General features: G+C 53.2%; 11 protein-coding genes and 1 pseudogene. 8 read left to right on the top strand and 4 right to left on the bottom strand.

Annotated elements, in window-relative coordinates:
* Positions 1–5: 5 nt before the first annotated feature.
* The 4 genes from mreD to csrD form a co-directional block, all read right to left on the bottom strand.
* Positions 6–494: a rod shape-determining protein MreD gene (mreD, locus tag ACUY4Q_RS02625; RefSeq protein ID WP_458045559.1), complete on the bottom strand. Its 489-nt coding sequence runs from the start codon at positions 492–494 to the stop codon at positions 6–8.
* A complete protein-coding gene (gene mreC, locus ACUY4Q_RS02620; RefSeq protein WP_458045558.1) occupies positions 494–1,492 on the bottom strand; it encodes a rod shape-determining protein MreC in 999 nt (332 codons plus the stop codon). Before mreC ends, mreD begins: the two co-directional genes overlap by 1 nt.
* 63 nt (positions 1,493–1,555) lie before the next feature.
* Positions 1,556–2,599: a rod shape-determining protein MreB gene (gene mreB, locus ACUY4Q_RS02615; RefSeq protein ID WP_000913396.1), complete on the bottom strand. Its 1,044-nt coding sequence runs from the start codon at positions 2,597–2,599 to the stop codon at positions 1,556–1,558.
* Positions 2,600–2,905: 306 nt separating this feature from the next.
* Positions 2,906–4,846, bottom strand: a complete 1,941-nt coding sequence (gene csrD, locus ACUY4Q_RS02610) for an RNase E specificity factor CsrD (RefSeq protein WP_458045557.1) — start codon at positions 4,844–4,846, stop codon at positions 2,906–2,908.
* A 286-nt stretch (positions 4,847–5,132) separates the two neighbouring features.
* On the opposite strand from csrD, the gene msrP reads away from it, so the two are divergent.
* The 8 genes and pseudogenes from msrP to prmA all read left to right on the top strand — a co-directional run bounded on the left by msrP (position 5,133) and on the right by prmA (position 11,807).
* On the top strand, positions 5,133–6,134 hold the full coding sequence (msrP, locus tag ACUY4Q_RS02605; protein WP_458045556.1) for a protein-methionine-sulfoxide reductase catalytic subunit MsrP: 1,002 nt from the start codon (positions 5,133–5,135) through the stop codon (positions 6,132–6,134).
* On the top strand, positions 6,135–6,734 hold the full coding sequence (gene msrQ, locus ACUY4Q_RS02600) for a protein-methionine-sulfoxide reductase heme-binding subunit MsrQ (RefSeq protein WP_458045555.1): 600 nt from the start codon (positions 6,135–6,137) through the stop codon (positions 6,732–6,734).
* Positions 6,735–7,061: 327 nt separating this feature from the next.
* A pseudogene (locus ACUY4Q_RS02595) lies at positions 7,062–7,271 on the top strand (type II 3-dehydroquinate dehydratase); the annotation flags it as partial.
* 21 nt (positions 7,272–7,292) lie between these two features.
* Positions 7,293–7,763, top strand: coding sequence for an acetyl-CoA carboxylase biotin carboxyl carrier protein (gene accB / locus ACUY4Q_RS02590; protein ID WP_458045554.1), 471 nt, complete (start codon positions 7,293–7,295; stop codon positions 7,761–7,763).
* Between the two features lie 10 nt (positions 7,764–7,773).
* Positions 7,774–9,123 (top strand): acetyl-CoA carboxylase biotin carboxylase subunit, encoded by a 1,350-nt coding sequence (gene accC, locus ACUY4Q_RS02585; protein WP_458044020.1) that lies wholly within the window; start codon positions 7,774–7,776, stop codon positions 9,121–9,123.
* 108 nt (positions 9,124–9,231) lie between these two features.
* Positions 9,232–9,474, top strand: coding sequence for a YhdT family protein (locus ACUY4Q_RS02580; RefSeq protein WP_458045553.1), 243 nt, complete (start codon positions 9,232–9,234; stop codon positions 9,472–9,474).
* Entirely contained in the window at positions 9,464–10,915 is a 1,452-nt protein-coding gene (gene panF / locus ACUY4Q_RS02575) for a sodium/pantothenate symporter (protein ID WP_458045552.1), read from the top strand. Before ACUY4Q_RS02580 ends, panF begins: the two co-directional genes overlap by 11 nt.
* A gap of 10 nt (positions 10,916–10,925) precedes the next feature.
* Complete coding sequence (gene prmA, locus ACUY4Q_RS02570; RefSeq protein WP_458045551.1) at positions 10,926–11,807, top strand: 50S ribosomal protein L11 methyltransferase; 882 nt, start codon at positions 10,926–10,928, stop codon at positions 11,805–11,807.
* The last annotated feature ends 221 nt before the right edge of the window (positions 11,808–12,028 follow it).

Below are 12,028 nucleotides of genomic sequence, written 5' to 3'. Positions count from 1 at the left end.
AAACCTTATTGCACGGCAAACTGCTGACGAATCTTACGCATCAACAGAAATATCCACGGCCAGAGCACACCATTAACGAGACTGCTCCAGAAAATATCGGGTTTAAAGGAGACGTTAATGACCAGGAACTCGGCCCAGAAGATAACCACTTCAGTGGCCAGCGACAGTACCATCACCACCAGCGCCTGTTGCCATAGCGCCAGATTACGAAACAGTTGGTATTTTAGTGCGACCAGATAGGCGACGATGCTGAGGGATAACGCGCGTACGCCAAGCGTGGATCCGCTGATGAGATCCAGTATGGCACCCATCGCAAAACCCGTACCCACATTTACGCGGTGAGGCAGAGCCAGAATCCAGTAAAGTAAAATCAGCAACACCCAGTTTGGCCGGTAGACAAGAATGTCGTCCGGCCAGGGCATAACCTGAAGCAACAGTGCGATAAGAAACGAGAGCCAGATAACCCAGCGCCCCTGGCTACGGTAACTTGCCACTATTGCCCTCCTCCGGTAGCAGAAGCGGGAGGGGCAGCAATACCGGTTGCCGGCGCGGGCATCGGTGCCGGTGGTCCCATCGCATCAGGAGAGGGAAGAACCTGGGGCATCATCTGCATCAAGCGTTCGTTTGCCACACGATGCACATCTTCCGGAGTCATAGGATTGGTACCGTTACGATCGGCGCCCCACAACAGCAACAGATAGCGCAAGCGTTGCAGACCGGCAGTCGGACGCGCCTGGATCACGGTATAAGCACGTTGTGTGTCTAGCTTCACGGATGACACCACCCCGACCGGGTAACCTTCCGGGAAACGTCCACCCAGACCGGATGTCACCAGCACGTCACCGACGCGAATATCGGTATTAGCAGGCAGGTGTTCCAGTTGCAGATCGTCAGTACAGCCGTTACCCGCGGCAATCACGCGAATGTCATTACGCAGCACCTGAATCGGCAATGCATGGGTTGCATCGCAAATCAGTAACACCCGACTGGTGAGTTTGGCCACGGCGACAACCTGGCCCACAACACCCTTATCGCTGATAACTGGCTGACCTTCATACACACCGTTGACGCTGCCCTTGTCGATAACCACCTGATCGCTGTAAGGATCGTTAACCGTAGAGATAACCTGGGTCACCATCTTCTGTTCGTCCTGGCGCAGGGGCGAACCCAGCAGCTCGCGCAACCGCGCGTTCTCCTGTTTGTATTGACCTAACATCAGCAGCTCGCTGTTTTTCAGCAGTAACTCCTGACGTAATGCCCGATTTTCCAGTTCGAGTTGATCGCGCGAGGACAGCGTCTGCGACATGCTGTCGAGTAATTCGCGAGGACCATTGGATATAAAATAGAAAGGGCTGACGGCAGTATCCATGTACGTTCTGATTTGACTGAACGTACCCAGGCGGCTGTCCGCAATGATTACACCCAGCGCCACAACAACCGCCAGAAAAAGGCGAATCTGTAGCGACGGGCCACGGCTAAAAATTGGCTTCATAGGCTATGCGTATTCTCAGGCCAGGCAAACCCGGGACAAACACTGACCCGGGTTTGACGCAGACTATTCTTCGCTGAACAAATCGCCGCCGTGCATATCGATCATTTCCAGTGCCTTGCCGCCGCCACGCGCTACGCAAGTCAGTGGATCTTCTGCAACTACGACAGGAATACCTGTCTCTTCCATTAACAGGCGGTCGAGGTTACGCAGCAGCGCACCACCACCAGTCAGAACCATACCGCGCTCGGAGATATCGGAAGCCAGTTCTGGCGGGCACTGCTCCAGAGCTACCATGACGGCACTGACGATGCCGGTCAGCGGCTCTTGCAGCGCTTCGAGAATTTCGTTGGAGTTCAGGGTGAAACCGCGGGGTACACCTTCTGCCAGGTTACGACCACGCACTTCGATTTCGCGTACTTCGTCGCCAGGGTATGCAGAACCGATTTCATGCTTGATACGTTCAGCTGTCGCTTCACCGATCAATGAACCGTAGTTACGACGGACATAATTAATGATTGCTTCATCAAAACGGTCACCGCCGATACGTACAGAGGAGGAATACACGACGCCGTTCAGGGAGATAACGGCAACTTCTGTCGTACCGCCACCAATATCCACCACCATAGAACCGGTCGCTTCAGAAACCGGCAGGCCAGCACCGATTGCAGCCGCCATCGGCTCTTCAATCAGGAAGACTTCACGGGCGCCTGCGCCTTGAGCGGACTCACGAATCGCACGACGTTCAACCTGGGTAGCGCCAACCGGCACACACACCAGTACACGCGGGCTTGGACGCATAAAGCTGTTGCTATGCACTTGTTTAATAAAGTGCTGAAGCATTTTTTCAGTCACGAAGAAGTCGGCGATAACACCATCTTTCATCGGGCGAATGGCAGCGATATTGCCCGGAGTACGCCCAAGCATTTGCTTCGCGTCATGACCGACAGCGGCGACACTCTTCGGTGAGCCGGCACGATCCTGACGAATGGCCACAACGGAAGGCTCATTCAATACGATGCCTTGTCCTTTTACATAAATCAGGGTATTCGCAGTACCCAGGTCAATGGACAGGTCATTGGAAAACATGCCACGAAATTTTTTCAACATACTAAGGGATAATCCTGAAAGCTGGGGCGGAAAAATAAAATCCGCTTACTTTACCAACCACACGTAGCAGCGACAAGGCGCAAAAATCGTCTGCGACGGTGAAAATTAGTGCAGTTTGTTTCCTTTGTTACAAACAACCTGACTCATTCAGGGTTGGAAAGTAGCGGGAGCAGTCCGTGCCCGGTGTTTGCAACCTGTCAAAGGTCAAAACTCGCGTTTACGCTGTAACATTCCGGCAGGCAGACAAGCACACCCCCATTGGACACAGCGCGCATTATTCTACGTGAAAACGACTTAAACAGCAGTTCAAACCGAGTAACTTTGCGAATATTTTTTCACGCTGGTATCGAGAGGTTGTGAAGCGGCAATAAAATCGCCCTGACCACCAGAAACGCCACGTTCAATCAGTGTCTGCCACTCACTTCGTGAGCGAACCCCGGTGGCAAATACGCGCGTACGCGTTCCTTTGCAGGCTTCCACCAGGCTTTGTACCAGCAACTGATTTTCAGTGCGTTTTTCGATATTTCTAACCAGCCCCGGATGCAGCTTGAGTAACTCTACATCCAGCGCCTTAATCCAACTGGTACTGACAAGTGTCAGACCGGCCTGGGTAACGGCGATACGCGCCCCGAGAGCATTCACTAATCGCACCACGGGCTGTAAGCGACTGATGTGTTGACAAACATCTGCCTCTGCAAGTTCAAAAATAATCCGTTTCCGTTGTGATTTTTCGCACTGCATAAGGGTATCGCGCAGCCAGCGCTGGAAACGGGGGCGAATGAGCGACTCGACGGTGATCTGGATAGCGAGGTTTTCTTCCGGCCAAAAACCTAAATACGGAATCAGTCGACCTATTTGCAGGCGTTCATACTCCTCCGATAACCCAAACTGCAATACCATCGGCATGTATTCAGCTGCAATGACTTCCTGATCGCCATCGTAAATACGGCACATAAGTTCACGATGGTGCACTTGCCCATCGCGATTAATCGCCGGTTTCTGATACACCCTCGGCCCACCACGGCTCAGCATATTTTCGATAAGGGTTCGCCAGCGAACATTGCCTCTTCCCTGTTCCGGCAATGAGTCATCATAAACTGACCAGCTGTTCCCGCCCTGCAATACCGCATTACGGGTTGCCGCCTCGGCATGCTCCATCACCTGTTCCGTTGACTGCCCGCTGCGCCAGGCACAAACGCCGATGTGCATCATATCTTCCTGGTCGAGCATTTTGCTGGGCGGCAGTCCATCTAATGCTTTCAAAATTTGCCCGGCAATGCTTTCCGCTTCTTTGAGTGTGCGATGGGGTAGCAGGACAGCAAAATCACTGCGGTGATAACGCGCGAGCAGCGAACCGGGGTAACGCATAATAAAGGTAGAGAGCAGGTTGATGAGCATAAACAGATGCTCCTCAACAACGGCTCTGCCCCAGTTATCCCGCAGCAGGTCAAAATCCGGCAGACGAATCATCATCACGACGCCGTGCACACCGACTTTTTCCTGATCTTCTAATAAGGTTGCCAGCTGATTATCAAAGAAGAGACGGTTATTGAGGCCGGTCTTGGTGTCCTGCGCGGCGTAAGAGCGAATCATGGTATCAATATGGCTACGCTGATCGCTGGCAAACTGTATTTCTGCCAACAGAACATCCAGCGCGCTGCTGGCCCGCGACGGCCATTCATAGATCGAGCCGCGGGCGCCAATCCCACGCTCCCCGTTCAGGATGCGGGTAGACCGCATCTCAAGCAGCTCCTGGCCTGAGAGCTGACGACGTATCCAGCGCACTGACAGGAAGATAATCAGAATCATAAAGCCCATCGCCAGCGTCAACGGGACCGTGGTGACCAGGGAGCTAAGGTAATTTGCCATCGGGTCCTGGTACATCATGGTGATGGTCATGCCGGGGTTTTTAATCGACGCGATATCCAGTTTGCGGAACTGAAAATTGCTGCCTGCCGGGCGATAACTGCTTTTACGTGTGTGCTCTAGTAGCGTCTGCTTTCCCTGTCGAATCTCGATGCCAACGATATCCACAGGCACCATCATTTCATCCAGCTGAGATAAAAGCTCAGGGGGGGAAGTAAAGATCAGGCGCGAGTCGACAACCACCGCCACCGATTCAACACGATTAGCCACCTTGGACTGGATAGCATTATAAAAGCTTAATGCGCTACCCAGCAGGGTGACGAACATCGCCAGGCCTGTGAGCAGGGTCATAAAAGCTGAAAATTTCGTCGTTAATCGCATCCTTGTGTTAACTCCGTAGTGTGAAAGAACGAGACGCGACCTACTCTGGCTTTGAATGAGTAAGTGCTAACTAGCGAAACGAGCCCGGCATACTAGCAGGCCTGACGTTTCTGGCAATCAGTATTGCAATGGCCTATCGGAGTATAGTCCGCAGAAATTTTTTGCCAATCATCCCCGTGAGCAATGGCATACAGAGGGGCATTCTACTTTCAGGACTTCAATTTTTCGTGATATTCCTCCGCGAGCACTCACCCCGTGCTACAAGTAATAAAAAGGGGGAGACACTATGCACAAGAAAATACTCACTGAAGCCGACGTCACTGCTGAATCCGTTTTTATGCTGCGACGCCGTCAGATTCTGAAAACACTCGGAATAAGCGCAGCCGCGCTCAGCCTCTCTCCTCGTGCCCATGCCGATTTGCTGGGCTGGTTTAAAGGTAATGACAGGCCGAAAGCCCCGCCTGGCCAGCCTCTGAATTTCACCAAACCGCCTGAATGGCAAAATTCGTTGACCTTAACCCCTGAAGACAAAGTGACGGGGTACAACAACTTTTATGAGTTCGGCCTGGATAAAGCGGACCCCGCAGCCAATGCCGGAAGCCTGAAGACCTCTCCCTGGACGCTCAAAATTGAAGGGGAAGTGGCTAAACCCCTCACCCTTGATTACGACGATTTAACCAAACGCTTTCCCCTGGAAGAGCGTATCTATCGTATGCGCTGCGTAGAAGCCTGGTCGATGGTGGTTCCCTGGACAGGGTTTCCTTTGCATAAATTGCTGGCGCTGGTTGAACCGACCAGCAATGCGAAATATGTGGCGTTTCAGACACTCTATGCCCCCGATGATATGCCGGGGCAAAAAGATCGTTTCATCGGCGGTGGTCTGGAGTACCCCTACGTTGAGGGCTTACGTATAGATGAAGCGATGCATCCGCTGACGCTCCTTTCGGTTGGCGTCTATGGTAAAGCACTGCCACCGCAAAATGGCGCGCCCATTCGCCTGACGGTGCCCTGGAAATATGGTTTTAAGGGCATCAAGTCTATCGTCAGCATCAAACTCACCAGCAAGCGCCCACCGACAACGTGGAATCTTGCCGCGCCGGACGAGTATGGCTTCTTTGCCAACGTTAATCCGCATGTTGATCATCCTCGCTGGTCACAGGCGACCGAGCGTTTTATTGGCTCCGGTGGCGTACTGGACGTTAAGCGTCAACCGACGTTGCTGTTCAACGGCTATGCAGATGAAGTGGCTTCGCTCTATAAGGGTCTCGATCTGCGGGAGAATTTCTGAGTGCGATTAACGGCAAAACACATTACATGGCTTAAAGTGGCCCTGCATCTGGCAGGCTTTCTGCCCGCGGTGTGGCTATTCTGGGCCGCTTCGCAAGGCTATTTTAGTGCCGATCCGGCGAAAGATATTCAGCATTTTACGGGCCGTATGGCCCTGAAGTTCCTGCTGGCGGGGCTGCTGGTGACGCCGCTGGCACGTTATGCACGACAGCCGCTTCTGATCCGTACCCGTCGCCTGCTCGGATTGTGGTGCTTTGCCTGGGCGACGCTTCACCTCACAAGCTATGCCTTGCTGGAACTGGGTATTAACAACCTGGGGTTATTCGCCCAGGAACTGATCTCTCGACCGTACTTGATGCTCGGCATTGTCAGTTGGCTGATTTTGTTCGCTCTGGCCGCGACCTCCACGCAATGGGCGCAGCGAAAACTGGGCAAACGTTGGCAACATTTGCATAACTTCGTCTATCTTGTGGCGATTCTGGCCCCCATCCATTACCTGTGGTCAGTAAAGATTATCTCGCCGCAACCTCTGCTTTACGCCGCTGCTGCTATCGTGCTTTTAGCGTGGCGATACAAGAAGTTCCGTCAATGGTGGCGATAATGTGCTTTGTTGTGGGTTAAACCGCATTTTCGTTATTATCCGCAGGCATATTCACAGCAGCGGTTGATAATCTTCCCTGATAAGACCAGTATTTAGCTGCCAAATGCTACGAAATCGTTATAATGTGCGACTTTGGTTTTGCCGACAGGGTTTTTTAGGCTCTGAATGGGTGACAACCATGCAACGAAGGTATATTTTGTATTTTACCGGAAGATTGCAGGAGATAGCAGCACGATGACGGTTAAGTTGCCAGTTGTTTACTTAATCACTTCCCTTTATAACGTGGGGAAGCGAGAAGCATCGGCAAGCTGACTGGGACAGGAATTCATCGACCGAATTCATCAGGCTAAAGACACTGTGGACTCTACCCTGATCAATCCGGCCGTGTTTATGCCTACCCATGTCACGATACGTGACCCGTTACGCCATCATGCCTGTTTCCCCGATATTGCTGCTGGCTCCCTCTGCACTAGAGGTGCCGGCGGTTGTTCAAACGCGTTACAGACGGCGGTAAAACGCTTGTCACAATCAAACTAAACAAGAGTACGGAACCCACTCATGGATATTCGTAAGATTAAAAAACTGATCGAACTGGTTGAAGAATCAGGCATCGCTGAACTTGAAATTTCTGAAGGCGAAGAGTCTGTACGTATCAGCCGCGCACCGGTAGCACCTGCTTATCCGATGATGCAACAGGCTTATGCGGCACCGGTTATGCAGCAGCCCGCTCCTGCACTTGCTGGCGCCGTTGCGCCTGCAGCACCTGTAGTAGAAGCCGCGCCTGCTCAAATCAGTGGTCACATCGTACGTTCCCCGATGGTCGGGACTTTCTATCGCACCCCGAGCCCGGACGCGAAAGCGTTCTGCGAAGTGGGCCAGAAAGTCAACGTGGGCGACACGCTCTGCATCGTTGAAGCGATGAAAATGATGAACCAGATCGAAGCAGATAAAGCAGGTGTGGTGAAAGCCATCCTGATCGAGAGCGGTCAACCGGTTGAATTCGACGAGCCGCTGGTCATCATCGAATAACGAGGCGAAGATGCTGGATAAAATTGTCATTGCTAACCGTGGCGAGATTGCCCTGCGAATTCTGCGTGCCTGTAAAGAGCTGGGCATCAAGACTGTCGCCGTGCACTCCACTGCGGACCGCGATTTAAAACACGTATTGCTGGCGGACGAGACGGTCTGTATTGGCCCGGCTCAGTCCGTGAAAAGCTATCTCAACATCCCGGCTATCATCAGCGCTGCTGAGATTACCGGGGCGGCTGCCATTCACCCCGGCTATGGTTTTCTCTCCGAGAACGCCAACTTTGCCGAGCAGGTTGAACAGTCCGGCTTTATTTTCATCGGCCCGAAAGCTGACACCATCCGCCTGATGGGCGACAAAGTGTCGGCCATTACCGCCATGAAACAGGCCGGCGTGCCGACCGTACCGGGCTCTGACGGCCCGCTGACGGACGATATGGAGGCTAACCGTGCCCATGCAAAACGCATCGGCTACCCGGTTATCATCAAAGCGTCCGGCGGCGGCGGCGGTCGCGGTATGCGCGTGGTGCGCGGCGACGCCGAACTGGCCCAGTCCATCTCCATGACCAAAGCGGAAGCCAAAGCGGCGTTCAGCAACGACATGGTCTACATGGAGAAGTACCTGGAAAACCCCCGCCACATCGAAATTCAGGTGCTGGCAGACGGTCAGGGTAACGCCATCTATCTGGCCGAGCGCGACTGCTCCATGCAGCGTCGTCACCAGAAAGTGGTCGAAGAAGCACCGGCACCGGGCATCACCCCGGAACTGCGCAGCTTCATCGGTGACCGCTGCGCGAAAGCGTGCGTGGACATCGGCTACCGTGGCGCGGGCACCTTCGAGTTCCTGTTCGAAAACGGCGAGTTCTACTTCATTGAGATGAACACCCGTATCCAGGTGGAGCACCCGGTTACCGAAATGATCACCGGCGTGGACCTGATCAAAGAGCAGCTGCGTATCGCTGCCGGTCAGCCGCTGTCCATAAAACAGGAAGACGTGGTGGTGAAAGGCCATGCGGTGGAGTGCCGTATCAACGCCGAAGACCCGAACACCTTCCTGCCGAGCCCGGGTAAAATCACCCGTTTCCACGCGCCGGGCGGTTTTGGCGTGCGCTGGGAGTCGCATATCTACGCCGGTTACACCGTGCCGCCGTACTATGACTCCATGATTGGCAAGCTGATTTGCTTTGGCGAAACCCGTGACGTGGCGATTGCCCGCATGAAGAACGCCCTGCAGGAGCTGATCATCGACGGCATCAAAACCAACGTGGATCTGCAGGCGCGCATCATGAACGACGAGAAATTCCAGCAGGGTGGCACCAACATCCACTATCTGGAGAAAAAACTCGGTCTGAATGAGAAGTAAGCCCGTTGTTAGCGCTAAAAGGCCGGATATTCCGGCCTTTTTTATTTCTGGGGATTGGAAAGCCCCATAAGGTACAATCCCCGCTTTCTTCATCCACAAGGGACAAATATGGACACGCGTTTTGTTCAGGCCCATAAAGAGGCGCGCTGGGCGCTGTGGCTGACCCTTCTTTATCTCGCCGCTTGGTTAGTAACTGCTTACTTACCAAATTCAGCGCAAGGAATTACCGGACTACCGCACTGGTTTGAAATGGCCTGCCTGCTCATGCCGTTAGTGTTTATTCTGCTATGTTGGGCAATGGTGCGCTTTGTCTTCCGCGATATCTCCCTGGAGGATACGGATGCATCCTGAAGTGATTATTCCACTTATCGCCTACATGCTGATTGTCTTTGGCCTGTCGGTGTATGCCATGCGCCAGCGTAAGGCAGGCACTTTCCTGACCGAATATTTTCTCGGTAGTCGTTCAATGGGCGGCATGGTGCTCGCCATGACCCTGACGACCTCGTACATTAGCGCCAGCTCGTTTATTGGTGGACCAGGCGCGGCCTATAAATACGGTCTGGGCTGGGTACTCCTGGCGATGATCCAGGTACCGACCATCTGGCTGTCGCTTGGGGTATTGGGTAAAAAGTTTGCCATCCTCGCCCGTCGTTACAATGCAATTACCCTCAACGACATGCTGCTGGCGCGTTATCAAAGCCGCTTATTGGTATGGGTTGCGAGCATCAGTTTATTGGTGGCCTTTGTGGGCGCTATTGCCGTGCAATTTATCGGCGGCGCACGCCTGCTGGAAACGGCAGCGGGCATCAAGTACGAATCTGGCCTGCTCATTTTCGGTATCAGCATTGCGCTCTATACCGCCTTTGGCGGTTTCCGCGCCAGCGTCTTAAATGACACCATGCAGGGTATGGTGATGCTGATTGGCACTATTGTGCTACTCGTCGGCGTTGTCTACGCCGCGGGTGGCCTGCATAGCGCCGTGGATAAATTACAGCAAATTGACCCGCAGCTGGTCTCCCCTCAGGGTGGAGAGGGCATTCTCACTCCCGCCTTTATGACATCATTCTGGGTACTGGTGTGCTTTGGGGTCATCGGCCTTCCCCACACCGCCGTGCGCTGCATCTCCTATAAAGACAGCAAGGCCGTTCATCGTGGCATCATTATCGGCACCATTGTGGTGACCATCCTGATGCTGGGTATGCACCTCGCGGGGGCACTGGGCCGGGCCGTGATACCGGATTTGAAAGTGCCGGATCTGGTCATCCCGACATTAATGGTGAAAGTGCTACCGCCGCTTGCCGCCGGGATCTTCCTCGCCGCCCCGATGGCCGCCATTATGTCTAACGTCAATGCGCATCTTTTGCAGGCATCCGCTACGATCATAAAGGATCTCTGGCTCAACGCCCGTCCAGAGCAGATTCATAATGAGCAACGGCTGAAACGGATTTCCATGACGATCACGCTGATCCTTGGAGTCTTTATGATGCTGGCCGCCTGGCACCCGCCTGAGATGATCATCTGGCTGAATCTTCTGGCGTTCGGCGGGCTTGAAGCCGTCTTTCTGTGGCCTTTAGTGCTGGGTTTGTACTGGGAGCGCGCCAATGCTATGGGTGCCCTGAGTAGCATGTTCACGGGTGGTATTTTGTATGCTGTCCTGGCAACCTGGAATGTCCATTATCTTGGACTGCACCCTATCGTGCCGTCACTTATTTTAAGTTTGTTGGCCTTTTTCGTCGGAAACCGCTTTGGTCGCCCCGTCGCACAAGCCAACGTTATTTCTGTGAACCAATAAAGAGTTTCTTATGCCGTGGATCCAACTGAAGTTAAATACGACTGGCACGAATGCCGAAGAGCTTAGCGATGCATTAATGGAAGCAGGTTCTGTTTCGATTACCTTCCAGGACACGCACGATACGCCGGTATTTGAGCCGCTGCCCGGTGAAACGCGTCTGTGGGGCGATACCGATGTTATCGGCCTGTTTGATGCCGAAACCGACATGAAAGAAGTCGTGGCTATTCTGGAACAACATCCCTTACTGGGTACAGGTTTCGTCCACAAGATAGAGCAGATCGAAGATAAGGACTGGGAACGTGAGTGGATGGAAAACTTCCATCCGATGCAGTTCGGTAAGCGCCTGTGGATCTGTCCAAGCTGGCGGGATGTGCCGGATGAAAACGCGGTGAATGTGATGCTCGATCCAGGTCTCGCCTTCGGCACCGGTACACACCCTACGACATCCCTTTGCCTGCAATGGCTGGATGGCCTCGATTTAACCGGTAAAACCGTTATCGATTTTGGCTGCGGCTCCGGCATTCTGGCGATTGCGGCGCTGAAACTGGGGGCGGCGAAAGCCATCGGCATCGATATCGATCCGCAGGCGATTCAGGCAAGCCGGGACAATGCCGAGCGTAACGGCGTTTCTGACCGTCTGGCGCTTTATCTGCCACAAGATCAACCAGAGGCGATGCAAGCCGATGTCGTGGTAGCAAACATCCTGGCAGGGCCATTGCGTGAACTGGCACCGTTGATCGGCGTGCTGCCCGTTTCCGGCGGTCTGTTAGGCCTGTCCGGTATTCTGGCAAGCCAGGCGGAAGGGGTTTGCGAAGCGTACCGTGAAAACTTTGAACTTGACGCTGTTGTAGAGAAAGAAGAATGGTGCCGGATTACTGGACGGAAACGCTAACTTTTTTCGGCCACTGACGCGCGCGATTTATTCGCAGTGATAATAGTTCGAAAGGCGAAATTGAGAGTATGATCTCATTTTCGCCTTCTTTTTTGTCTATTAAAACAGCAAATTATCCCGTTATTTACTGCCTGAACGAAGAAAAAATGCGAAGTTTAAGGAAATTATATTTGCTCACAATTTCGCCACAAAATAATAATTATATGATTTTTAACAAATAA

The sequence above is a fragment of the Phytobacter cepae genome (assembly GCF_054165735.1).
Note: the sequence above shows the minus strand (reverse complement) of the source record. Positions and strands in the feature narration are given on the sequence as shown.